Consider the following 26,102-nt stretch of genomic DNA (forward strand, 5'->3'; position numbering starts at 1 on the left):
TCATCAGTACTTCTTGACGAAGAGCCTAATCTTTTAATTAAGCACGGGACTTGTAGCTGCCATCAGTGGTGTTGATGATCAGCTTGTCACCGGTCTTGATGAAGGCTGGGACGTTAACAACCAAGCCAGTGTTCATCGTAGCAGGCTTACCACCACCATCAATAGTGGCACCCTTGATCATTGGTTCAGTTTCAGCAACCGTCATTTCAACAGTCACTGGCAGTTCAACCCCAATGATGTCGCCGTTAACGAAGTTCAGCGTGATGTTCATGTTTTCAACCAGGTAGTTACGGTCGTCACCCAGTTGTTCATGAGAGAGGCTGTATTGTTCGTAAGTTTCCAAGTCCATGAAGACAGCGGAGTCACCTTCGTCGTAGAGGTATTGCGCGTTCCGCTTGTCAACGTTGACCTGTTCCACCTTTTCGGATGGCCGCATCGTGGTGTGGACGATTGAACCAGTCCGCACGTCTTGGATGTCCATCTGCATCAGGGTGTTACCCTTACCTGGCTTGTGGTGGTTGATTTGCAGAACCTTGAGCAGCTTGCCGCCCCGTTCAAAAACCATGCCCTTTTTCAAATCGATTGTTTGAATCATACTAAAACACCTTCACTAATTTGAGATTTTGTCCGGTCGAACTGCGGCGAGACAGCTACCAGAACGATTTTACGGCCTGACGATTTCAAGCCATAGTACAGTTACCATTGTAACACATTCGTCCCCGTTGCTATACGCTTAAAGTGCAAAAATCAGCGAAGTCCTACTCACCCTTCTTTAAGTTCCGCCAGTACATCCAGCCCCAGCCGCAACCGACTAGGAGGCCAAAGAAGAGGGAATTAAAGACCAGCACAACATAAATCATCACCTGAGCGACGGTCGGAACCTTAGTCAGGGAATCACCGGCATTAGCCAGGAAGACCGCCACCTGCACGATGGCTTCCACCAATGCCGCAACCAGGCCGATGATAATCCCCCGCTTGACTACCCACCTTTTGGTCTTCTTTAATTCCTTGGTCGGCAGTTCGTTGATCAGCACCCGCTCCTTGCCCATAACGAGGTAGAAATACCAGGTAACCACGATAAACAGGGTCAGGATGCTTATAAAGGCGAATAAAAAGGCAATTTTGTAGGTAGTGGTCAGTGCTAACACCATGGCAACCAGCAGCAGGAGCGGTGTAAACAGGGTCAGCAACAGGTAGCCGGAATTACCCAGGTGGTCGAGGCGCTGCCGCTGGTACTCATCCAGTTCGCCGCTGATTCCGTAGGATAATTTCAGCAGGCCGTCACGTAATTTTTCTTTAGTCATTCGCTTTCCTCCCAAAACAATGAATTGAGGTCCGTTCGCAGGGCCAGCGCGAGCTTGCGGCACAGGTCCAACGAGGGGTTGTACTTGTCATTTTCAATCAAGCTAATCGTCTGCCGTGCTACCCCGATTTCCTGGGCCAACGCGAACTGTGATAATTGCTGCTTCTTACGGTACTCTTTTACCCGGTTCAATTAATCACCCGCTTTTGATGTCGAATATATATGACATTGATTGACATTATCATAGCAAGTCCCAGATGAGGTGTCAATTATATTTGACATTTTAAGTAAAAAAAAAGCTCCGGCAGCTTGGCACGATTGCCTTTCACCAGAGCTTCGTTCACTATGATTATTTATTTGCTAGTCAAACACTAAGTAGGACTTGATTGCCTGCCGTTGGTCCATCGCCTCGTAAGCAGCCTGAATATCATCCAAGCTGAAGGACTTCGTGAAGACCTTACCAGGGTTGATTTCACCATCCAGAACGGCCTTGAGCAGTACCTCCTTGTCATAAGTCGTCACGGAAGCCGGCCCCCCAGCAACAATGGCGTTCTTGTAGAAGAGGGAGGTCATGTCCTGCTTTGGCGTGTGTGGCAGGCCGACCCGACCGATGATGGCACCCGGACGACCAACGGCCAGCGCGGTATTCGTGGATTGTTCAGTCCCAACACATTCGAGGACAGCATCGGCCCCCGCACCGTTAGTCAGGTCCATGATGGCCTGAACCGCCTCGTCACCCCGGACAGCAACGTTATCGGTCGCACCGAATTCCTTTGCCAGGGCTTGCCGGTCTGCGTGACGGCTGGTGGAGATGATCTTCTTGGCGCCGCGCATCTTAGCAGCGATGATAGCACACAGGCCAACCGCACCGTCACCCATTACGACGACGGTATCGCCAGCGCTGACGTTGGCAACCCGGGCCGCGTGGTAACCAGTCGCCATAACATCTGCCAGGGTCAGCAGGGACTTCTTCATGCCCTCACTGTAATCGGCGGGCTGACCAGGAATCTTGACCAGTGCCCATTGACCATGCTGGAAGCGAATGTATTCAGCCTGCACCCCAGACGAGAAGTTGTCAGCGTGGCTTTGGCAAGAGCCATCAAAGCCGGCCCGACAAGCAGGACAGTGTCCACAGCCGTGGGTAAATGGCGCAATAACAAAATCACCCGGCTTAACGGTCGTGATCTCGTCACCAACTTCTTCAACGACCCCCAGCGCTTCGTGACCGGAGTTTTCAGCTTCTGCTTCGACCGGGTTGATGCCCCGGAAGTTCCACAGGTCAGACCCACAGACGCAGGAGCGCAATACCTTGATAATGACGTCATCAGGTTTTTGAATCGTTGGTTTATCAACGTCCTTTAATTCCATTTGTCCTTTACTTGCGAAAAATGCTTTTTTCATCGTTCAAGACCCCTTTCTGTCTACCCTAATTGTAACCAAAAGGAGCCGCAAATGATAATACTTTAATTCTATCGCCTTTGATACCTAAAACACATACTAGATTTCTGCCGGAACTGGAACCCCGAGTTCCTCGCCAATCGCCGTGATTTCCTCGTAAGTCTTATCATCAATCGCAACGCCAGCCTGCTGGTTTTCCTTTAAGTACCAGTACTCACGGTCGCCTGGGACCCAAATCGTCTTGCCAGCAACGTGTTCCAGACCGCGGATCCGGTCCAGCATTGCGGTAGCGTCCTGTTTGAGCGTCTCGGGATCACCAAAGAAGGCTGGGTCAAAGGCAAAGAGGAACTGACTGAAGTCGTGCTTGCCCCGGACAGTGTCGGCCGAAATCGACCCCTGGGCCAGGATCCCGGTCAGCAGTTCGACCACGATGGAGTTCCCCATCCCCTTGTAGTTGGCGTTGACTTCCTGGTTACCACCCAGGGTGACCAGGCCGCCGCCCTTTTGTTCACCCTCGCTAAAGGCCGCCGTTGCCAGAATGTCTTCCGCCTCTTTCGGGTCCGTGACTACCTGTCGATCCTTATCGACCACCCATTCGCCAGGCAGTTCAGTTCCCTTCTTGTCGGCTACCTGGATTTTACCGCCGGCCACAGCAGAGGTCGCCCCGTCAAACATGAACGGGTGGGGACTAGCAGGGAAGCCAAAGGCAAAGGCGTTTGAACCGAGAAAGGCCTGGGTAGCGTTGGTCGGTACCACCAGCGGCCGAGTGTTGGTCAGGGCAATTCCCACTAGGCCAGCGTCTAAGGCTTTGCGGGCGTAGTAGCCGGCAATGCCAAAGTGGTTGGAGTTCCGTACCACGGCAATGCCGACGCCGACCTTCTTGGCTTTCTCAATCACCTTGTCCATCGCCAGGTTGGCCGCAATCTGCCCCATGTTTTGATTGGCGTCGACCAGAACGGTCCCGGGCAGCTCCCGGACCACCTTGGGCTGCTTAGTGGGGACGATCGTACCGTCCTTAATCATCCGCCGGTACCAGGCTAACCGTTGAATCCCGTGGGAAGAGATTCCCCGTAAGTCAGCGTCAACCAGGGTATCCGCCAGGAGCTTGCCATCCTTTTCACTAAAACCTAACTTGTCAAATACGTTTTCCAAATACTGTCGTTCATCGCTTGCTTTTACACGCATCGTGTCCACACCTTTCCTAATAAAAAAGTCCCCGTGCAAACTGCACAAGGACGCTGACCGTGGTACCACCTATCTTCGCTATGAAAACATAGCCTCTAACGATGGATAACGGTCATCGCCCGGGATTGTAGCTTGCACCCAACCCACTTCGATGAGTTCATTTCACGAGCTAGCTAATATGCCCTCCCACCCGTCGGCACTCGCTTTGATTAGAATCACCCGTTACTATTCTCATCTGTTTTTAATTATTATCATTTATTTTAAGCGGTCGGACTAAAAAGTCAAGGGGGATTTTGAACCATGTTTGCTTCCGTGAATAAAGGCCCCTACTGAAAAGCACTGAATAGAATCGTTTGCCAAATCAATTGTGAAATAAATAATTAACTGATTTTCGCTTGTTTTAGGAAACGCTTTCATATACAATGCAAATGTAAAATATTTTTGTAAAATGGTTTTATAAAATTGGAGAAAGGTCGGTTTGTAGTGAAAAAGTATTTTGCATATGCTCTAGGTACCTTTGGCCATGATGCTTTTTATAATACTTTGAGCATTTACTTTATGATGTTTATTACCAGTCAACTCTTTACAAATTCTAGTGATTCCAAGATGGTCGGTATCGTCACTTCCATCATCGTCATTATTCGGGTTGGTGAAATCATGTTTGATCCGATGATTGGTGGGGTGGTTGACAACACAAATACTCGGTGGGGGAAATTTCGCCCGTGGATTTTAATCGGCTCATTAGTCGCTTCAATTGGCTTAATTTTTCTCTTTTCGGACTATTTTGGACTTGCTTGGAGCAATCCGCTGCTTTATTTAGTTCTACTTGCAATCAGCTTTTTAATCATTGATGTTTTCTACTCGTTTAGTGACATTGCTATTTGGTCAATGTTACCAGCAGTAAGTATCGACAATAAGGTCCGTACCAACTTTGGAACGGCCTCTCGTCTAGGTTCGACCCTCGGCGCACAAATCGTAATCGTAATTATCACTCCAGCAATTATGCTCTTTTCGCACATCTTTTCAAAAGTACCGTTCGGTCAACAAACCCGGGCTGGATGGATGGGCTACGTCATTATCGTGGCAATCCTGTGTACTGGTGGTGCCCTTATTACCTGTCTTAATATCAAGGAACAAAAGAATCTTATTCGCTCCAACACTAAGCATACAACGTTAAAGGACATCTTTCGGGCAATCGGCCATAATAGCCAGCTCCTATGGATTGCGGCATCCTATTTCCTATTTGCCTTCAGCTACGTTGTTACAAATTCGCTCTTAATGTACTACTTCACCTACCGTCTCGGCAACGCTGCTGCCTATACATGGGTCGGGGTAATTACTTGTATCCTGGGCGTTTTCTCGGTCTCACTATATCCATTCCTGGAAAATTTGATCAAACGCAAGGCCATTTATGTTGGCGGAATCGGCTTCATGCTCATCGGTTACGTTATTTTCCTGCTTGCTGGTCAAAACTTGCATTGGGTACTGACCGCCGTCGCCTTCTATTTTGTCCCCTACCCGTTAATTTTCTTAGCAACCTTGATGACCATTACCGATAGTGTGGAGTACGGCCAGCTCGTCAATGGGACCCGGAATGAATCTGTTACCCTTTCGGTTCGCCCCTTAATTGATAAACTAGCTGGGGCGGCCTCTAACGGAATTGTTGGAATTGTTGCCGTTGCGGCTGGGATGACGGGAAATGCTAAGCCTAGTGATATTTCTGCCCACGGGATTATGGAATTCAACACCTTCATGTTCTACATTCCAATTATCTTGCTAATTATTGCAGCCTTGATTTTCTACTTTAAGGTAACCTTGACTGAAGAACAGCACGCAAAGATTGTTGCGGCCCTTGAGAAGAAACTGAATACTAACCAAACCACAGCTGAGAACGCATAGCAGATTAAAACTATCAAGCACAGGCCCCCAGAGCCAGTAATAATGACTCTGGGGGCCTGTCCGCTTTAAATTGATTTAAGTTTGTCGTCAATAAATGGAATTGCTGCGCCAATTGCTACCGCATTGTCAGCAACATGACCTACTTTGACATATTGTTCACTCTCAGGAAACACGGAGATCGATTTTAGGCGTCCACGTAAGTCTTCAAGAATTGAGGCAGTAATAAATTTGCTCAATCGTCCACCAATTATGATTGGCACATCAATAAACATGTGAAGATTATAAATTGACTCTGCAAGGTAGTCCAAATATTCAGAAAAACGTTGTTCTACTGCTGGGTTATGCTGTTTGAGGTTCGTAAAAAAGCTATTAAGCGTTTCTGTTGGCTGTAGTAATGACGAAAGTGAACAATAGGTTTCAATACACCCCCGTCGACCACAGTAGCACGGACGGCCATTGCGCGGGTTAATGGAAATATGCTCCATCGTCCCGTCCCGCCCCTTAGTGCTGCGCAAAATTTTGCCATCAGTGATAATGGCGCTTCCAAAGTGTTCACCAATTGACAGCACGATTTCGTCATTTGGTTCGACAGCGTATTCAGCAGCAGCAACACAATCAGCATCATGGTAAAAACGAACTGGAAACGGTAAAAACTGACTGAAGAGGTCGGCTCGCATTCCAGTACAACCTAAAATCTTCCCCCATAAAACCGTAGTTCCGGCACCATCAATCAAGCCCTGAATACCTATTCCAGCACCCAGGATGCTCTTTTCATTATAGCCGTTATTTTGCAAGAGCCAGCGTACCTGGTCAGCTAATGCGGTTGCATATTGCTCATTATTTGCAAAGGGGATATTAACCGTATGAATTGCTAGTACTTCGTGTTTAAGGTTAATCACAGTAATCGTGGCGTATTTTTGGAAAACTTCAATTCCAATACTTAAAAAAGCGTTGGGATTCACTGAATAGGCGGTAGCACGCCGCCCAATTTTTGATTCCAATTGACCATTTTTCATTATCAGTTCTTGGTCAATCAACTGGTTCAGGTTACCTGTAACCGTCGGCAGGCTCAAACCGAGTTCATCAGCAATCATCTGCTTAGACAGCTTATCATTACTCATCAGCAAGTGATAAATATTAGAATAATTAGACCGCTGAATCGACTGCATCGTTTTCGTTTTCATAGTGTCCTCCCAGCTTTAAACTATTAGACTAAGTGTAGCATAAAACGATTTGCGATAATTAATTTTTAGTTTTTTGAAATCGGTTCCAAAAATTCCTTGACTTTCACTATCAAAGGCCCTATCCTTAAAAATGAATTAAGTAAAGTCATTTTATAAAATTAAATCATCAAATTGGAATGGCTCTTAATCCAATAGTTTTGAGGAGGAATTACTCATGGGAATTTTAGATCGGATGCGCCTTGATGGTAAGAGTATTTACGTTACAGGTGGTGCCCAAGGATTAGGTAAGGCAATGGCTACCGGGCTTGCGGAGGCCGGTGCTGATGTCGCAATCGTCGATATTAACGAAGAAAAAGCCAAGGCAACTGCTGATGAAATCGCTCAAGCCACTGGTCAAAAGGTAATCGCGGTTAAGACCGACGTCACCGACCCAGAGGAAGTTGAAGCCATGGTCAATACTGTTGTTGACCAACTAGGGGGGCTTGATGCCGCCTTCAATAATGCCGGAATGTGTCTAAACGTCCCCGCTGAAGAAATGTCATATGAAGATTGGCTAAAAGTTGTTAACCTGAACTTGAATTCTGTCTTCCTGTGTTCTACTGCTGCTGGCCGGTACATGTTAAAACAGGGTCACGGTTCTATCGTCAACACCGCTTCAATGTCCGCCCACATCGTTAACCGGCCGCAGCCACAATGTTCTTACAATGCGACAAAGAATGGTGTAATCCAGCTTTCAAAGTCCTTAGCGATTGAATGGGCCAAACGCGGCGTGCGGGTTAACACAATGAGTCCTGGCTACATGGGTACTGATTTGACTTTAAGTTCTCCTGACCTGAAGCCATTGATCAAGACCTGGAACGACTGGGCACCGTTAGGGCGACTGGGTAAGCCGGAAGAACTGCAAGGTATGGCCGTTTACCTGGCAAGTGACACTAGCAGCTTCTCTACTGGTGAAGATTACCTAATCGATGGTGCCTTCACCGCTTGGTAAAAATCACCTTTCATCACAAAGGAGCACAATCGTATGGACTACTTAATTGGAACAGATATTGGGACTTCAGGGACCAAAAGCATTCTGATGAATACTAAGGGAGAATTGATTGCCCAGGACTTAGAAGAGTATGATGTTTTAACTCCCCATCCCCTGTGGGCTGAACAATGGCCGGACGTTTGGCTGAAGGCCGTCAAAGATTCAATTCGAAAGACCGTTGCTAAAAGCAAGGTCAACCCCACGGATATTAAAGGAATCGGCATCAGCGGACTTTACGGTGGTTCTGGCATTCCCGTTGACGAAAAAATGGAGCCGGTTCGGCCAGCCTTAATCTGGATGGACCGCCGGGCTGCCGAAGAAACAGAATGGGTTAAGCAGAACGTCAACACTAACCGTCTTCGCGAAATCACCGGGAATGACGTTGTTGACCCATATTACGGCTACACCAAGGTCCTTTGGATTAAGAACCATGAACCAGAAAATTGGCAACGAACCAAGCTATTCCTGCCACCAAACAACTATGTTATCTATAAGCTAACCGGCAAGGTCTCAATTGACTACTCTGCTGCTGGTAATATTGGTGGCTTTTATGACATTAATAAGGGAACCTGGTCGAAAGAAATGATGGACGCGATGGGTGTGCCGGTTGACAAAATGCCTGAGAAATTCGTCGACGCAACCGAAATTGCCGGTCTCATCACTAAGGAAGCGGCTCAGGAATTAGGAGTCCCTGCTGGCACTCCCGTTATTGCTGGCGGAATTGACGTCGGTGCCGCTAACATCGGGATGGGCGTCTTCCAACCAGGGCGATACGTCGCCGCAATTGGGTCTTCGATGAATGCAGCCCTCGTCAGTGAAGAGCCAATTAAAGGAAAGGGACTGATTGTCTGGCCATATCCTTATAAATCACGACAATTAGTTTATAACTTTAGCGGTTCGGCAACTGCTGGAGCAATCACCAAGTGGTTCCGCGATAACTTTGGCCTACTGGAAAAGGGCGTGCAGGAAAGTGGCGGTGATAACGCCTACGTCACTCTCGGCAAAGAAGCTCACAATGTTCCCGCTGGGAGCCGCGGACTGGTTGTTCTCCCTTACTTCATGGGTGAGCGGGCGCCAGTCTGGAATTCCAACGCCAAGGGATTAATCTTCGGTCTATCTCTCGTCCACACGAAGGCCGATATTTTCCATGCCTTTCAAGAAGCAGTTTGCTACGCCCTCCGCCATAGTATTGAAAGTACCGGCCGCAACCTTGGCGATTACATCGTCATTGCCGGCGGGGTAACAAACTCACCTGATTGGGTGCAGATGTTTGCTGACGTTACCGGTTACGCTGTTCGCACACCAATCGACGATGCAGAAGCTAATCTTGGTGATGTGATGTTGGCAGGGCTTGCCACTGGAACCTTGACAGTTGATGAAGTTCAGCAGTGGCAAGTTCTAGGTAAGAAAGTTGAGCCACGGCGTGCGCAACACGAAGTCTACAACCATTATTACCGGCTTTATCGGAACTTGTACAACGACTTGGGGAGTGACATGAAAGATCTTTCCGAGCTAACTAAAATTCAATAATCATTAAATTCTGTAATTAACAACCGTTTTCCATTCTTAACATTATATAGTTACTCCTAAAATGTAAGTTTAACAAAAAGGCCAACGTAGATTCATTCACCCCATCTACATTGGTCTTTTTTAGGCACATCAAGCTCTGATGTTAATTACTACTTCGTTACCCCAATCATGATTCCACCGGCGACCACCAGGATGACCCCGGCGATAATCATCTTGACTTCCTTCGGCGTCTTGGCCTCGTGGAGGATCCACAAACCACCTAGGGTTGAGATGATCACGTTCAACTGGGACATGGTGTAGCCGACCGCCACCCCGTTAATTTCGTTGGAAAAGATAATTCCCAGGTTGGCAATGGCGAAGCAGACCCCGGTGGCCATGTTTTGCCAAGTCTTTGTAGCAAACAGCTGTGGCCGCTTTTCAAATGAACACAGAATAATCATCGCAACAAAAATCGCTACGGCCTGCGGGAAGACCATGTCCCAGCCGCCTAGGTGAAAAGCGGTCGGGAAGGAAGCGTAGGCCACGAAGCCCAGTGAGGAAATCAGGAGGTAGAGCAGCCCCTTCTTGACGTTGCTCCCCTGGTCATGCCGTTCCTGGTAGGCGGTCATCGCAATCCCGATGACGATTAAAATGAGGGCCCCCACCCCCAGCAGCCACTGGCTGACCGTCGTCCACTCGCGGAAGCACAGCGCCCCCACCAGAGCGGTCCCGACCAGCTGTTCACCAACTGAAATCGGCATGGTCATTGAGACCCCCACCAGGGAGAAACTCTTGACCTGCAGAATAATCCCGATACAAAAGCCAATTCCGCTCAGCGCTGCGCCCAGCCAAAGCACCGGCGTTAAGACCGGCTGCTTAACCAGGTAGACGCCAATCCCGACTAGCAGGGTCACGATGGCCATCCCCATAACCTTGTTGGTATACTTGCCGCCGATCAGCTGCATACAGATGACCTGAAAGCCCAGGCCGAGCGCTGGCACCAGAGCAATTAAAATATCCATTACTGACATACTAACTTCCGTCCTCTTTTCAGCAAAAAGAGGCGACTGCATTTTCGCCAAATTTCAGTCGCCTCTTAAGATTATCTCCATCCCATGTCGGGCACTAGCAGCGCCGTCCTGCGGAATGCTTAGTTTTCCTTCTTTGCGTTCTCCATCGCCTTCATAATTGAAGGATTCTTGGAGTGACAGTCCTTAATCATTTGCAAATCTTCTTCACTAAGTTCAACGATGTACTTTGCCATAGTTAGTCCCTCGCTTTCTAAAATTATCTATACTATATCACTTTTGGGAGCACAGATTAACCACTTTCCCGCGAAAATTGACTAATCTTGTGAAAAAAATTCAATCTTTTAATAGGAACGTTAGTCAACGTCGGTGGGCCGCTTTTTTCGCCGCCCAAAGCCAAACAGACTAGCAAGCGCGAAGAGCCCTAACCCCCAGATGGCGCTGGCGGAATGATCAGCACCCGTTTGCGGTAACTGACCAGCTCTCGGTGCGGCGTTCCCGGCTGACTGGCTACGTCTGGTGGTCTCCACAATGGCCGTCCCTGCTGGCGTGCGGTTCCCGAAAGCCGTTCCACCATGCGCAATTTTCTGATAATAAACATCAATGCGCTGGTTGGTAGTAGCACCGTCAACGGTAACCGCAGCAATCCGTTCCGGAGTGGCCTGATAGCCTGCTGCCGGCGGTACCGTAACTGCTGGCCAGGTGCCGACTAGTTGCGTAACGTCATCGCCAACGTGCCAGCTGCCATAGGTGACTACCCCCGTTGCCGGATCCGTTGTAAAGCTCCGATTAAAAGTGACCGTCTGCTCCTGCTCCGTCGTGGTGTCGTTAACATTATGGGCGATAATCGTCCGCATCGTCTGCTTTGCCAAGTCGTTCACCACTACTGTCGCGCCCGCGTGGTCAATGGCGAGGAGGTAATTTGAAGCATGGTCCGTCCCCGGTCCGCTGTGAAAGGCTTGATCCAGGGCGGCCCTGAGGTTAGCATTTCCCTGGGCCGTCAGCACGACCTGGTAACTGCCATCCGCATTTTGCTCCCCAATCGTCAGGTCCCCGGTTTGGAAATGGTAGTTGAAACCATGACTGACATTAGTGAAGGAAGCCGCCCCCGGCGTTCCGGCAAAGGAAACCGTGTACTGACCAGGAGCAAACCGGCCCTCACCACTGCCATTATCATTAATAACGCTCTGGCCGGTAATCGTCGCCTGAACGTCATAGGGGTTGATAATGTAAAAGGCATACCAGTGACTGCTAATGATGGTTGCGAGGTTATATGGTGCTAAGGCAATATTGTGCAGGCTGGCATCTGGCACCCACTTGTCACCGACCGTCAAGCCGTTTTCCTTGTGCAGGTTGCCCTCCCAGTGACCGTTTAACCACGCTAATAGGTTATCGTAGCCGGGCTTGCTAAGAAAAACCAGGTAACGGCCAGTATTGACCGCCTGACCATCAATCAGGGCTGGCTGGGTCCAGCCGTTCAGGTGGGCAACCTCCTCATTGCTAGCAAAGCGCAAGTCACCGTCAACCAGGTTATACTGGGGAATCTTATACGGCAGGCTGACGTTAAAACTGAGGCTGTACTTGCTGGGATCAATTTCACTACCGTAGACCGTATTGGTATTAATGGGGCCAGTCGGCAGGTTCTCCTGTGGCGGTAGGTTGGAGGGAGACTGCGCAGCCGCGGTTGAACTCTCGCCGGCGGCCGGTTGCTCTGCCGCAGTGGCTAGCTGAGTTGGCGCTATGCTCTCAGCTGCCGGTTGGCTTCTCGTGGACATACCGGCTGATGATACTGCTGGTGTCGGTACAGCCGCCGTCGTGGGGGCAGTCAGCACAGCAGTTGGCTGGTCAGCAGCGTGGGCACTAGCCAAGCCGGCTGATAATGCCGTTAGTACCGTGGCGCTTAACAAGGCCCACTGCTTTTTACGTTTATCCAACTGGTAATTGTTCAATCTTACATGGGGAATTTGATTTACTCTCATCGTAAAACTCCTTCCGTAAAGAATGGCTTGATTCGGACGTCAGCCCATTAAAAATGGGGATGCTGATTTTATTATTATACAATAGCTCAGGCGTAAAAATGGTATTACAGCCCAAATTTTACCATTCATTAACTACTATAAACAAAAAAGCCAGCGCCGAAAAACCGGAACTGGTCTTCAGCAACTTGTTTTGACTAATTATCATGGTATGCGTACTGCTGTAAGTTGGCGACCGCTAGTTTAAACCTGGTCAGTGCGGCCGGCAAACTCCTGGGCCAGCTCAGCCTTGGAATGGGTACGGTGACTATTGCCGTTGAGTGGACGCCAAAGCCGATAGAGTGGCCGTCGCCAGGGTCATTCCAAATAACGATTTCGTCATCACCACCATGGAATTTATCCAGGCTGACCAGCTGTTTCTCCGCTGCCATCTTCGTCCACCAATTTCAGGTAGGCCATCAGTGGGTGGTCTTCATCAGGAAACCGGTCCGTGGCTGGCTGACTGGAAACAGCGGATGACTGGCGTGCGTTGCTTTGTTGGCCCCAGTGCGGTTTGCCAGACCTGGTTTTCCCGTTCCGCGATTCGGATTACAGTGGGTCTGACCATTGTGGAGTCCTGGTTAAACCGGGCCGCCGCCCGACAAAAGGTCTGATCCTGCTGGTTATCACGAGCGGTCATTTCCACTATGCCAGCAGTAACGCAGACAGCTATTAAGATTGCTGAGGCGACCAGCTAACGTTTCCGCCGGACCCGCTTTTTCGGTGCCCTGTAATACAAGATTGTACAAATGATTACCGCTAGTAATGAATAAAAAATAGGATTGTCGTTAACGCGCTAATGATGCTGCCCCTCCTCACTCACGATACTACTTCCGAAACTGCCGGTCGAACTGATCTTGCAGGCTGATTAACGGCCACGAACCATTCTTCCGCAGCTGATCCTCAACCTGGTCCAAAAGCGGCTCACGAAAACATCACGACCAGTCCCATTGCGGTCAACGCTTTCTAGGCGGCCCAGGTTATCGAAGTATAGGTCAACCGTATTCCGAGCGTTTTCAAAGTTAAGAGAGTCGAGCGAACAGGAGAGTGAGGAGTCGGTTATTTCAAAATAATCCGGTAACCCTTGACTGGCGCTAGGTCCCCCAGGTCATCCTCGTACAGCTGATGTTCCATCAGCAAGGTTAAGTACGGATAGGTATGGCGGCGATACGGGTAACGTAATAGTATTGGTGGTGATGGAGGTTCAACGGCACGTATCCCCAGGCCACGACTACACCCACGGTAGCACTGACAGGACCACGATAATTTTGAATGCTTTTAGCATCACAGAATTCTCCCAGTAAATTAATTTTGGCAAAATTATATTAGACGCCGTAGGGGATGTAAATAACGGAAATCCCACTACGGGCAGAAAATGCCGCGTGGTGGGATTCTTTCTTAGTTTAAATCAATATTAGCGCTGCCGCCGCTTAGCCAGGCTAAGGGCTTCCAGCAAGGAAAACAGGCCGAAACCGACTAAGGCTAATGGACTGTGGCTTCCCGTCTGTGGCAGCTGGCGCGCCGTGCTCGTCTGCGCTGCCTCCCGAGTGGAACTAGTTGCGGCCACAACAGCAGGCCCTTCCGCCTTCGCTGGACTACTTGGCTGACTCGCTGGTTGATCCGGAATCACTGGTGCAGGAACGTCCTGCCCTGGGTGCGACGGTTGCTCCGTCGGCCGGTCAGTTGGTGTCGTTGGGGTCACTGGTGCAGGATCTGCTGCATAGGTGACTATAACGACGGGTTCCGGCGTCGAGTGAGTAATGCCAGGCAGGGCGTTTACTCTCTGGCCGTCCGCGCTCAGCACGGCAGTACCATTGACATCCAAGCCGGTAGCCACGTGGTAACCCTTGACTACGGGGTTCGGAACCGCCATGAATTCCGCTTGATCCGCGGTGCCATTGGCGGCATGCCAACCGGTAAGAACGTCCTGGTTAGTTACCAGGTCATGGTACCCGTCACCATTAAAGGTTAGTTGGGCGGTGTAATCTGGTGCCAATGATGCGTGGTCATTCTCCCGGACGTAGTGAATCGTCTCGGTGACTACCCGTTGGTGCTGCTGTTGTAGGGCACTGTGACCATGGATGAAGTGGATGCTGAAGCTCTGGGCTACCGCATCGTTATCGTCAAAGTTACCAAAGATGCTAGCCCAGTTGACATCCTGGGCCCCGCCAATCTGCTTTTCGCCTGTCTGGGCGGCAAGCACGGCAAACAAGGCTGCGGCCACTGGTGTATCATCCGTGGTGTTCTTTAAGACGTAGTGAGCGGTATTTTCTAGTTCGTTAACAATGGCCGTCACGTCGCCAAAGTTGATTGCCTGACCGTTAACTCCACTAACCTTAATCGCTGGATGAATTGCTGCACCAGTTTCATCATCAATGAAGTTAAGGGTGGCCTGCTGATCCTGAGCATAATAGACGTTGACGGTAATTGGCGCAGTCGTCTGGGTGACCTGGATTGCCTTAATGGCAGTACCATCCTGCTGGTCAGCCGGATCAACGGCAACTACGTGGTAACCCTTAACCACGGCAGCTGGTACCGCCGCAAAGTCGGCCGTCCCCGTAGTCGGCTGCCACGTCAAGCTCCCCAGGGCCAGTGTCCCGTCACTGTTCTTCTGAACCGTCCCGTCAGCATTGACATTGACTAGCTGGTTGGCAACCTCGTCATACTGACCCGTACCAGTAAAGGTCACGCTTTGTTGGCTTGCTTTCGCCAGCGTCCGGTTATCAGCCTGAGCAAGGTAGTTGATCGTCCGGCTGACGGTTTGGGTTTCCGTCTGGGTACGGAGATGGTGCTTGAAGTGAACCGTAAACTGGTTCTGCTGGTCGTTGGCCTGGTAGCTAGTCCCCTCCTTAAACGGGTTTGCCACTAAGTCGTAGTGCTGGTCCTGGTACTGGCGGATGACTGTGGCTGGCGCGGTCGTAAACTCGATTTGGTCGCCATAGTGACCGCTGGCTTTTGCAGTGCCTAGGGTCTTGCCAGTCGTATCATCTACGTAGCTAATCGTCGCCGTCTGCTGGTTAGCCTGGTAGGTGACCGTTTTTTCAACATCAAGGTTCTGGTCGAAATTGGCGCTCGTCACCGTAATGGTCTGGGCAGGAATGCTGGCTTGATCCGCCGTGTAGCCTGAAATTGTTGGCGACTGCTGAGCCGCGAAGGTTTGCGGGTTGACCTCGTCATAAGCACTCTGGTTGGTAACCTCATCACGCGTACCAGTCTGGGTAAAGGCCAGCTTCGTTTGATAGTCAGGGCGGGCCTGCTCACCATTAGCATAGCGGTAGTGAATCGTCTCGGTGACCGTCTTAACACGAGAAAGCGCCGTCTGCTGGTGACCAAAGTGGATTGTGAAGGCCAGCGGGCTGGCAGCGAACTTTCCGAAGATGGTCCCCAGGTCTAGCTGGCTAAAGTCACCGCTGGCAATTGTCTTACCAGTAGCATCAGTGATGGACTTAAAGACATAGTGCTGCCCGACCAGCTTTTCCTCGTTTTGTGCGAGTTCGCTGAAGCTGATGGCCGTCGTCGGTAGGCCCTTGGCTGTCTCCCCGCCGGGAATCAGGTCCTTGCCGGCAGCGTCGTCATCCACATAGCTAAGCGTTGCCGCCGTCGGAAGCGGATCTTGCACGTAGGTGACCGTAACCACCGGTCCAGCACTTGCGGCAGTGATTCCAGACTGGGCGCGAACTTGGTTCTGAGCACTATCCAGGACGTCCGTACCAGTTGCCGTTTGAGCTGTCGCCACATGGTAAGAAGGAATCTGCGGGTTAGCAACGGCCGCAAAGCTGGCGTTAGTTTGACCGGCCACCTGGTAGGAATACTGCTTGGCCTGCTGGTCGTAAACCGGGCTAAAGGTCAGGGTAACCGTCTTGTCTGGAGCCGCCTTCTGCCCCTTCGACGGGCCATCCCCGTAGACGTAATGAATCGTTTCGGTAACGCTGACTGGTACCGGCTGGACATAGATAATAAACTCGTTCGGCTGGTTCTTCCCCGCAGTGCCGTATGAATAACTCTCAATTTGGCTCGGATCGAAGTTAGTCAGCACGGTTTCGACACCATTCTTAACACTGACCGCCTTAACAAACTGGTAACCCTGCAGCTTGTTATAGGCACTTTGGGCTCCCTTGAAGTTAACCGTCGACCCGGTTGGTCCCTGGTAGGCGTTTCCCGCGTTTAGCTGCTGGTGGGAATTAACGTCCTCGATAGCGAACTTGGTCGTGACCAGGTCGGAAACCTGAACGCCACCTTCAACGGTCCCGTTCGTCTTGAGGCTAATGTTGGCACGCCAGCCAGTCGAACCCCAACCACCAGCATACTGGCCAGTCGTATCGTTGTTGACAAGCATTATTGCGGCCGCTTTACCGCCCTCCACCTTCGAATCCGTAATGTAGCTGTTCTGGAGAGCTGTTTGCAGGTTCTGATTAGCGGTGACCGCGTTTAAATCAGGAATGGCAAAGGCGTTCTTGTTGTTCACGGCGTTGGACTGCTTAACGTCATCCTCATAGCTCGTAATTCCGCTCGGCAGGGTGTAGTTATCGGCACTAACGGTCAAAACGGTCACCGGTGCGTCCATGTTGACCGTGGGATCAGCAATGACTACGTGGTAAATCCGGTGGTAGCCGTTAGCGACGTCGGTTAAATCTTCATGGGTGACCGTAATCTTGGTAACAGGCCGCTCGCCCTGTTTTGCCGTGTCCGTTACGTAAGTCTGTGCAGCACTGACTACCTGGTTGGAAAGCTGGTGGGTCGTCAGCGGGGTGAGGTCGTCAGCAATCTGCTTGGCGAGGCCGTCGTCAGAAACCCAGTCGTAGCTTACAGCAGGGTTTTTAGCGACTCGGATGTCAAAACTAAACTTGTTCGAAGTCTTCCGGGTATCGGTGGAAAAGACAAAGGTGTTGGCCCAGTGGGTATTGACCGCCACGTTCCCCTGCTTATCCCAGGTACGGACGTTCGTAGACGTTCCTGACGTGCTAACTTGAGAATTTGATTCCGTAACCGGTTTGGCACTCAGGTACTGCCCCTTAACGGTTAGTCCACTGGCGTAGGAATTGCCATTAATGGTGACATCATTGGTCGGCGTATAGTCGAAGTCCGTCTTATTCTTGGCCGGATCAGCCGTCGACCGGTAGACGTAAACCTTGTTAGCGTTGATTGAAGACTGCGTCCCCGCAGCACCCCAGCGCAGATCTAATTTGACGGTCGGATTGCTAAGGCTTTCCGAGCTGACGTTGAAGACCAGGCGGTAGTAGTCGCCCATGTTGTAAACCGTGGCGTTTTGGTCCCCGGTCGTCCAGTTGGCCGCCAGGGTATTATCGTAAGGAAGATACTTGGTTTGGCCAGTCTGCGCGTCGGTATACGGCAGGCCTAACCGGAAGTCAATGTAGTTACCACTGTGGACAGTGCCGGTAATCTTGATTTCAGGCTGGATTTCCTCGTAGCCGACTTGGGAGCCGGTGCCGTTGTGTGTGGAGCCGTTAACACCGATAACCTGGTAATTAGCGGCTGCTAGCTCACTGGTTCCCGGAGCCACGGTGTAGGTGACAGGCTCGCCAAGGCCATTGCCGTGTAGGAATGGGCTGCAATCCGTAACCTGGTAGGTCTGGCCGCCCAGGGTGATGGTATGACTGCTGTTAAAATGCTGGTCATCATTAATCGCCATCAGGAGTCCTGGGATTGGGAACCAACTATAATCATGACTGCCGCCATCCTTGAGGTTGTCCACAACGGCTACCAGGTGTGCCGTAATGGCGACCGGAATCTGGTAAGACGGCGTGTGGTTAAGCGAGATCAGGTAGACCCACTCGTTATTTTGGCCGACCCGGCCAAGGCTGGTACTCGTGAAGTCTCCCGTTGAGAACGAAGAGAGCTTAAAGCCGGCCGGAATCGTCAATAGGTACCGGCTGGCAACTGGCCATGAATTATCCTTCATCTGCGCGCTGCCAGCACTTCGGATGTAATAGGTTAAATCGGCGGTGTCGCCAGGCTTAAAGGTAAAATTATCGGCCTGCTGACCTGAAGTCGTATTCTTAAAGCCATTGACCGAGCCGGTAAACTGCAGGCCACTGACGGTGGCGGTATCCTGGTTGGCCGCCATGGCCGCTGCTGTGGGCTGCTGAGTGGTTGCAGCGGTGTTTGGCTCTGACTGAGTAGTTGCCTGCTGCTGTGCGGGCGTGGCAGCTGCCGTGTTCGCCGAAGCTGGTTGCGCCGTTGCCGGAGTAGCCTGTGTCGTGGTAGCTGAGGTGGTTGCAGCTTTGGCCGTACCAATGAAAAAGGTCGTCCCGAGTAAGACGGACGCCACTCCCACCGTGAGTTTGCGCAGGCCGAACCGTTGTCGTTGCCGCACGCTCCGTTGTGTTAGCAGTTGCAAATTATTTCTTGATAGCATCCTATAACTCCTCCCCCATAACAAACCGAGTTATCTCGTCACTGATAATTATAAAACCATTATTTTATTTGTAAACGCCATGCTACAATTTGAACAAATTCTCACAGGCAAAGGGTTGGCGGCATTATCGTTATATTTTTTTAGGAAAGGAATTGTAAACATTTTAGACACAAAAAGACCCGCCACAGGTGCGTGACGGGTCTGAAGGGGGAAACTCATTTTGGCTAATTTTTTCGTTTTCTTTGCATAAATTAAATTCTTCTGATTGCTTTCCCCCTTAGGATTAAAAAAAGCTGAATATTCTTCCTTCTTAGCTAGTGTGCTTAATAGGGAGGTAAAAGGGCTAGGAGAAAGCTCATGTTTCTCTGCCTCTAAGCTGTTTTTAGGGTATTAATATTTCGGCACAGTAGCTGGTCGGTTGTTCAAGCACTGATAAATCAGTCTTTGACCAACCTAGCCGCGCGTCAAAAGACAAACAGCAAGAAATGGAATACCAGCTAAGTTTTACTACTTCTTCTCACTCCTCATATCAATTAACCTTAGCTAAGAAATAGTTCCGCTTACCCTTGCGCACCACGACATACTTGCCGTCAAAATTATCGCTAGGGTCAACAATAAATTCTTCGTCATTAACTTTCCGGCCATTAATCGTTATGGCACCATTTTTAATATCTTCCCGTGCTTGACGCTTAGAAGTCTCAATTTCGCTATTTACTAACCAGTCAATGATATTAATTGGTGTTTTACCAACTTCAACAGATGGGACCTTTTCAAAGGCCTGCTCCAGCTCCGCGGTTGAAAGCTCCGCAATGTTACCACTAAAGAGAATTTCAGAAATTTTTTTAGCCTGTTCCATCGCCTTCTCACCATGGACAAATTTCGTTACTTCCTCAGCCAGGCGGCGTTGAGCTTCCCGCTTTTGTGGTTCTGTTTTAACCTTCTCGGCCAATTCATCGATTTCTTTATGGCTTAAAAATGTAAAGTATTTAAGGTATTTCACAACATCACGGTCATCTTGATTAAGCCAAAATTGATAAAATGTAAACGGCGAAGTCTTCTTTGGATCAAGCCAAATGGCACCACCAGCGGTCTTCCCGAATTTTGTACCATCTGCTTTTAACATCAATGGAATCGTTAGGCCAAATGCCTTTTCATTTGGCTTCTTACTATGGATTAGGTCAACCCCATTGGTTAAGTTTCCCCATTGATCGGCACCACCAATTTGGAGCTGAATATCCTTCGTGTTATTCAGGTGCAGGAAATCAATAGACTGTAAAATTTGGTAACTAAATTCGGTAAAAGAAATCCCATTTTTCAGCCGACTTGCTACCGCCTCTTTTGATAACATCGTATTAATATTAAACGACTTACCGTAGTCCCGTAAGAAATCCAGCAAACTGATTTTGCTTAGCCAGTCATAATTATCTACAATATCGAAGTTTTCTGTACCAAACAATTTAATCATTTGCTTGGTCAAACCTTCCTTATTGTGTTGAACTTGCTCTGCAGTTTGTAGTTGTCGTTCGCTCTTCCTTCCAGATGGGTCACCAATAAAGCCGGTTCCTCCACCTATAAGGATGTAAGGATGATGACCTGCCAGCTGGAATCGTTTCAGCATAATAAATGGAATCAAATGCCCAATGTGCAGCGAATCTCCTGTGGGGTCAGTTCCGCAGTATAGTGAAACTTTCTTTTCTTTTAATAAGTCACGTAAGCCCTCCAAGTCAGTACACTGGTTAATGGCACCACGCCACTCTAAATCTTCTAAAATATCCATTAAAATCACCTCTTTAATTTCGTCTTTAACCATTTATTTTGCGACTCAAAACAAAGCCTACTAATATGGTCAATACTGCTACGATAATGGGAAAGAATGCATAGGGAATATATTGGAGCGGCTTGAGCTGTAATGCTCCTGATATAAATACCCCACTCACACTCCATGGAATGATTGCGTTAATTGCTCCCCCTGCATCACTTAAAACACGGGTGAGATAGGTAGGAGCCAAATGACGCTTTACAAACGATTCTTTAAAACTTTCGCCAGGCAAAATAATGGACAGGTACTGTTCACCGACAAGAATATTGACGCCAAAGCAAGTAACTGCTGTGGCAAAAATCAATTTTCCTGCACTGTTGATAACTTTTTCAATACCTGTAATCAGGCTTTTAATAATACCAAGCCTGATTAACAATCCGCCTAATGTTAACGCAAAAATAATTAAGGATAACGAGCTTAGCATACTGCTGATGCCTCCCTTGGACAGCAATTGATCCATCGCGGCGTTTCCAGTATGAGCTACATAACCGTTCATAATATAATTTGAGAGTTGATTAATGCTAATTGGTTTATGAACCCAACCAATCATTACGGCCAAGGCAGCCCCAAAGGCTAAAGAAGGAACTGCCGGTACTTTCAGCCAAGCTGTTACTAATAGTAATGCTACGGGTAACAATACCCACCATGTAATCCAAAAATTAGCCTGCAATTCCTTAGACATGGAAACAATCAGTGGAAGATTGGCATCGGTATGCTTAACCCCTACCATGAGATAAATGGCAAAAGAGAGCACCCATGCCGGCAAATCTGTCCAAACTAGTGATTTTATATGTTCATATAAATCAACGTTACCAATTGCAGCCGCTAAATTAGCAGTTCCAGACAACGGTGAGACATTGGCGCCAAAGAACGCACCAGAAACAATCGCGCCAGCTGTCAGCCCAAGATTTATTCCAATAGTTTCGCTAATCCCTATAAAGGCAATTCCCAACGTAGATATCGTTGTAAAAGAGCTGCCGCAAACTAAGGCAATTAGTGAGCAAGCGACAAACACCATTGGTAAAAAGAACTTAACAGAAATTAATTTGAAGCCGAAATACATAATTGTTGGAATCGTTCCTGAATAAATCCACGTTGCGATTAAAATTCCAATCATTAAAAAGATGACGAGCGGAATTATCCCCGGCTTTATTCCTTCCTCAATTCCCTTCATCACTGTATCCCAACTAAATCCCCGCGCAAAGCCATAAAACATTAACAGAATTACAGCCAGAAATAGCGGTACTTGCGGTGACTGTGCTTTGATAATAATCAAGTATCCTAGTATCAAGAGAATACAGATGATAATTATTAAGCTTTCAGTAAAGCCAATATGCGGCTTTGCACGTTTCTTTTTTGCCATAGTGGGCACTCCTTATTAAGCCTTTAACATTACACGTTACTTCCGGCTAGCCGCATAAGCTTGAGCATCTTTAAGCCACTGTTCTTTCTTATGGGCATTAATAAACAGTGGAATAACAGTCAAAACAATTGTGATAACTATCATCGACACAGCACTGACAACGCCAGCAGTAGACAGCGTTACAATTGCAATGCTGAGAATCCCAAAGATAAAGAACACTGTCCAGACCCATGCTGCCATGTTACCGTGCTTACCAACCCGATATGGACGTGTCATATCAGGTTCTGTATAACGAAGGCGAATAAATGCAATCGCAATTAAGAAGTAAATTACACAGTAAAGCAGTGTCGTAGTGTTGGTAAGCATCAGGAAAATACCGTTGATATCTGGAAATGCGTACATAAGGGCAAAAAGCGTAATGCAAGTTGACTGAGTTAAAATAACATTCCGCGCCACCCCAATATTATTGTGTTTAAAGAAGCCCCAGCTAGACGGTATTAACCCTTCTCGGGCAACCTGAATCATAGTTTGAGATGGACCGGTTACCCATCCAGATAGCTGTAAAAAGACCCCAACTGCAGCTAGGAAACTAAATACATTGGCAATCCATAATGGCCAGTTCAAGATTTTACAGAACAAAATAACCGGTTGAGTTATATTAGTCAATTCGGTCGTGCCATCAGGAACAACGTCAGCCACACAAATAGCATTAAGGATGTTCAAGATAACCATCGCAACCAGAGCAAATACCACTCCAGAAACGAAGTCGTGCGTGGCATCTTTCATCCGTGGCACATATACCCCTAACGTTTCAATTCCGGTAAAGATAAAGCAAATTGCCGCAACATACTTAAACGTACTTACGTCCGGGAGAAGTTTTTCGGGAGAGAAAGTCCCTAACACACTTTGGGCATTAATCCCAGTTTTAATAGTGGCGGCAACCCCCATAACGATCATTACCGCGAATGGGATGTACACCCCAAACCAAACACCAAAGTTTCCGGCAATTTTAACCATGTCGAACTTCAGGTTAAGAATCGTGATTATCCAGTAAATCACAATGATACATCCTAAGGTAAACCAATGGTTCTGCCCCAACGAAACGTTCCCAATCGTGTTACCGAAAAGCGGGCCGAGAGTTGACGCAACCATAACCATGCCTGGGAAGATTTGCACCCAAAGCAACCAGGCAGTGGTAAATCCCCACTTCTGGTTTAAACCAGTTCGAACCCATAGTTGTGGACCACCAGCATCTTGCAACATTGCTGAAAACTCACCAGACATTAAGGAAACTGGTAATGCAAAAAAGATAATTGCAAACGTCATATAAAAGAACATTTGCCAACTTGCGGCTGCTAATGTCGGAACACTCCGGACGGTGGCAATCATTGCCATCCCGATTCCCACGAAGGTTCCTAAACTAATTTTTGTATTTTCACTCATAATTTTCCTTCCTCACTAGGATATACAAAGGCTCAGCGAGTTTCTCCTCTCTGAGCTCTTGTCCTATTTACCTTTACAATCGAGTTAACCTAAGATAGCGGTTAACTTTTCTTCCATCGCTTTCTTAATCTTTTCTGCATAGCTTGCAAAGTTGTCACGATCATAAAGGAACGGCGTCAAGATGCATGCACGCAGGATGCCGACACTCTGCACCTTCTGCCATTCATCTTCTGAGAAGCCAAGACTCTTTACATATGGAACGGGGCTATCACCGTAGCCATCAGTTGCAAAGTCTGTATGAGAAGTGAGGAAGTCATTGTTATAAACCGGTCCATCTACAAATGATGCCTTTTGATAGAATTTCAGGTTTAATTCATTCATCTTTGCAAGGTTAGTGTTTCCCTTCACGTTGAATGTCCAGTCAACCATATTAAAATCTGGCTTAGTCAATGGATTAACTTCGACTTCGTTTCCGTTAATATTGAAACTTAAATTCTTCAAGAATTCGTAATACCGCTGTGCTGCCTCGATTGAGCGACCAATCAACTTACCATAGCCAGAGACATTGAGTGGAAGAACACGGTGAGCCGTCCAAACAGCAGCGGCAGTCGCACCTGCTTTTGAACCTTCAAGAATATATGGAGTTAAGGTTGCTGGTGCACCCGAACGTTTGTCGTAAACATATACTGGGAAATAGCCAATAATATCCCGCATATTCTTATGACGAATGGTGATTCCACCAGCTGCATAAGGAACATATCCCATCTTGTGAGGATCGACAGTGATCGATTGTGCCTCTGGGAATGCCTTATATACGTCATAAACATAACGAGAGATATATTCCTTGTTTTCCTGGAATACACCATACTTTTGGTGAACCGTTTTCAGTTCATCGTATGGAATAAAGTTGTTATCTTCGTCTAAAAAGAGTGAACGGCCATAGGAGCCGTATGCGGCGTCAATATGCAAATAGAAGTAAATTCCTTCTTGTTGCAGCTTATCTCGCAATTCAACAATCTTATCAACTGGGTCAATTTGGCCTTCTTCAGTTGATCCCACAACTGCAACTACCCCAAGTACTGGAATCTCCTTAGCTGCTAAGTCCCGAATAATTTTTTCGAGGGCATCAACATCCAACCGATAATGTTCATCAACCGGGCAGGAGACAACGTTATCTAAGCCAACCCCAGTAACGTCAGCTGCCTTTAGCCAGCTGTAGTGTTTTGTTTGTGGGACAATCCACTTACCAAGTTTGTCCATGTTGTGTCCAGCCCGTGCTGAGTGCGCTTTAATGTCGGCTGCAACTTCTGGGTCGACGCTATTTAGAATCTCAAGGACTTCTTCAGCAGACATATTTAACAGTTCCCAGTCGCTCTTTCCGCTTACTAATTCTGGTTTAATCTTCTTCATAGCAAGTGGAAGACTCTTCATGTTCCGTGCATACCACAGACCTTCCATATTCGCTAAGGAACCATCAGCAGAAATATGTCCCCAGCCATCTTTATAGCCGTTTAGAGTAGCGAAATCTTGACCAACTTCTTCCTCCATTTGAGAAGTACCGGGTGAAGATTCATAAGCAACGTTGTTCCCATTCCACAACATCGCATAGGAATACGCCAAAATTGCTGGCATCAATGTTTCTGAGTTCATATGACCAAAGTAGCGTGGTGAATGCCAAGGAACTGAGTTAGAACGAAGACGAACCGATAGATCATCAAGAACGCTTTGCATATGTTGACTAGTTTTCTTAAAAGTTTCGCTCCCCTTATCGTTTTCCGTAATAAGAGGCTTATCTTGAGGCATATAGTTTAAACGCCATCCCATATGTTCATCGATAAGCTTGTCCATAGTTTTCTTAAAAATATCAGCATTTTCTGATTTATCCCCAATGAAAAGTGCATCGAGGTTCAAACCAGTGCGGCTTTTTTCAGTCATAACATAGCCTCCAATTAGACTTCTAAACTTATACTCAGTTGATCAACCTCCTATAATGTTATAACTTTTTTTTTTTTGTCAATGCTGTTAAATCAACATTAACAAGTATTTTTACGTAAACGTTCATAAATTTATAATTAGCATAATCAACTATAAACATAGTGGTTGTGAAGCATTTAACGAATTTTGCCATTAATATATAAATAATCTGATTCCCGCGAAACCGGTTCCAAAAAATATGGTTCTCGTATCTGAACACCACCGGGCATTACCTAAAAATAAATGTGTCGCAACATTTCCCCGGTAGTTTATCTCCCCAGATCTGGAATAAAAATGGAGAGTGAGACAGGCCTAGTTCGTTGTCCCACTCTCTCGACTTTGTCAGTGAATTGCCGTCCAGCTAGCACGTCATTCACTAGCAACTTTAAAATAAGCAAGGGACTAGGAAGAAATGCTGTTTCTTCCTAGTCCCTTCGCTACAAATATAGGTAAACCTTATTAATTCAAAAGTCGATTGCAACTTCCGTATAAGTAAAAATATGTTTTAAAGAGTAACAAAAAAGTCCCACTTACCTCTAGCGATAAGTATGAAGTGCAACAAAAAAGTTAGACAAA

General features: G+C 47.9%; 18 protein-coding genes. 3 read left to right on the forward strand and 15 right to left on the reverse strand.

All coding sequences use genetic code 11. The features are described from left to right. Nucleotides 1-37 precede the first annotated feature (37 nt). The 5 genes from efp to FC49_RS07785 form a co-directional block, all read right to left on the reverse strand. Entirely contained in the window at nucleotides 38-595 is a 558-nt protein-coding gene (gene efp, locus FC49_RS07765) for an elongation factor P (protein ID WP_003712238.1), read from the reverse strand. Nucleotides 596-758: 163 nt separating this feature from the next. After that, nucleotides 759-1,304 carry a DUF3278 domain-containing protein gene (locus FC49_RS07770; RefSeq protein ID WP_003715076.1) on the reverse strand — a complete coding sequence of 182 codons (546 nt, stop codon included), beginning with the start codon at nucleotides 1,302-1,304 and terminating at the stop codon, nucleotides 759-761. Further along, nucleotides 1,301-1,495, reverse strand: coding sequence for a helix-turn-helix transcriptional regulator (locus FC49_RS07775; RefSeq protein ID WP_003715046.1), 195 nt, complete (start codon nucleotides 1,493-1,495; stop codon nucleotides 1,301-1,303). The genes FC49_RS07770 and FC49_RS07775 overlap by 4 nt, the downstream gene beginning before the upstream one ends. A 168-nt stretch (nucleotides 1,496-1,663) precedes the next feature. After that, nucleotides 1,664-2,704 (reverse strand): zinc-dependent alcohol dehydrogenase family protein, encoded by a 1,041-nt coding sequence (locus tag FC49_RS07780; protein WP_003715099.1) that lies wholly within the window; start codon nucleotides 2,702-2,704, stop codon nucleotides 1,664-1,666. 96 nt (nucleotides 2,705-2,800) lie between these two features. Next, nucleotides 2,801-3,886, reverse strand: coding sequence for an Ldh family oxidoreductase (locus FC49_RS07785; RefSeq protein WP_056984707.1), 1,086 nt, complete (start codon nucleotides 3,884-3,886; stop codon nucleotides 2,801-2,803). Between the two features lie 483 nt (nucleotides 3,887-4,369). Between FC49_RS07785 and FC49_RS07790 the strand changes: the two genes are divergently transcribed. Then, nucleotides 4,370-5,785, forward strand: a complete 1,416-nt coding sequence (locus FC49_RS07790) for a glycoside-pentoside-hexuronide (GPH):cation symporter (RefSeq protein ID WP_003715057.1) — start codon at nucleotides 4,370-4,372, stop codon at nucleotides 5,783-5,785. Between the two features lie 65 nt (nucleotides 5,786-5,850). Here the strand turns inward: FC49_RS07790 and FC49_RS07795 are convergent, their stop codons facing one another. Continuing rightward, entirely contained in the window at nucleotides 5,851-6,969 is a 1,119-nt protein-coding gene (locus FC49_RS07795; RefSeq protein WP_003712248.1) for an ROK family transcriptional regulator, read from the reverse strand. A 214-nt stretch (nucleotides 6,970-7,183) separates the two neighbouring features. Between FC49_RS07795 and FC49_RS07800 the strand changes: the two genes are divergently transcribed. Continuing rightward, the gene (locus tag FC49_RS07800) at nucleotides 7,184-7,960 is read left to right on the forward strand and encodes an SDR family oxidoreductase (protein ID WP_003715108.1); all 777 of its coding nucleotides are present in this window, start codon (nucleotides 7,184-7,186) and stop codon (nucleotides 7,958-7,960) included. A 33-nt stretch (nucleotides 7,961-7,993) separates the two neighbouring features. Further along, the gene (locus FC49_RS07805; protein ID WP_056984708.1) at nucleotides 7,994-9,529 is read left to right on the forward strand and encodes an FGGY-family carbohydrate kinase; all 1,536 of its coding nucleotides are present in this window, start codon (nucleotides 7,994-7,996) and stop codon (nucleotides 9,527-9,529) included. 149 nt (nucleotides 9,530-9,678) lie between these two features. Here the strand turns inward: FC49_RS07805 and FC49_RS07810 are convergent, their stop codons facing one another. From FC49_RS07810 to tdc, 9 genes are all read right to left on the reverse strand, one after another. Next, nucleotides 9,679-10,539 (reverse strand): GRP family sugar transporter, encoded by an 861-nt coding sequence (locus FC49_RS07810; protein WP_056984709.1) that lies wholly within the window; start codon nucleotides 10,537-10,539, stop codon nucleotides 9,679-9,681. A gap of 353 nt (nucleotides 10,540-10,892) precedes the next feature. Next, nucleotides 10,893-12,515: a mucin-binding protein gene (locus FC49_RS07815; protein ID WP_056984710.1), complete on the reverse strand. Its 1,623-nt coding sequence runs from the start codon at nucleotides 12,513-12,515 to the stop codon at nucleotides 10,893-10,895. A 194-nt stretch (nucleotides 12,516-12,709) separates the two neighbouring features. Then, nucleotides 12,710-12,943 (reverse strand): hypothetical protein, encoded by a 234-nt coding sequence (locus FC49_RS07820; RefSeq protein WP_003712232.1) that lies wholly within the window; start codon nucleotides 12,941-12,943, stop codon nucleotides 12,710-12,712. Between the two features lie 44 nt (nucleotides 12,944-12,987). Then, nucleotides 12,988-13,191: a hypothetical protein gene (locus FC49_RS09950; protein ID WP_034537360.1), complete on the reverse strand. Its 204-nt coding sequence runs from the start codon at nucleotides 13,189-13,191 to the stop codon at nucleotides 12,988-12,990. A gap of 774 nt (nucleotides 13,192-13,965) precedes the next feature. Then, nucleotides 13,966-18,927, reverse strand: a complete 4,962-nt coding sequence (locus FC49_RS07830; RefSeq protein WP_056984711.1) for a mucin-binding protein — start codon at nucleotides 18,925-18,927, stop codon at nucleotides 13,966-13,968. A gap of 529 nt (nucleotides 18,928-19,456) precedes the next feature. Further along, a complete protein-coding gene (tyrS, locus tag FC49_RS07835) occupies nucleotides 19,457-20,704 on the reverse strand; it encodes a tyrosine--tRNA ligase (RefSeq protein ID WP_039929965.1) in 1,248 nt (415 codons plus the stop codon). A 25-nt stretch (nucleotides 20,705-20,729) separates the two neighbouring features. Next, entirely contained in the window at nucleotides 20,730-22,109 is a 1,380-nt protein-coding gene (gene nhaC / locus FC49_RS07840; RefSeq protein ID WP_003712263.1) for a Na+/H+ antiporter NhaC, read from the reverse strand. A 36-nt stretch (nucleotides 22,110-22,145) separates the two neighbouring features. Next, nucleotides 22,146-23,552 carry a tyrosine-tyramine antiporter gene (gene tyrP, locus FC49_RS07845; RefSeq protein ID WP_003715071.1) on the reverse strand — a complete coding sequence of 469 codons (1,407 nt, stop codon included), beginning with the start codon at nucleotides 23,550-23,552 and terminating at the stop codon, nucleotides 22,146-22,148. 84 nt (nucleotides 23,553-23,636) lie between these two features. Further along, the gene (tdc, locus tag FC49_RS07850; protein WP_056984712.1) at nucleotides 23,637-25,487 is read right to left on the reverse strand and encodes a tyrosine decarboxylase; all 1,851 of its coding nucleotides are present in this window, start codon (nucleotides 25,485-25,487) and stop codon (nucleotides 23,637-23,639) included. Nucleotides 25,488-26,102: the final 615 nt, after the last annotated feature.

This window comes from Limosilactobacillus oris DSM 4864, assembly GCF_001434465.1.
Lineage (GTDB): Bacteria > Bacillota > Bacilli > Lactobacillales > Lactobacillaceae > Limosilactobacillus > Limosilactobacillus oris.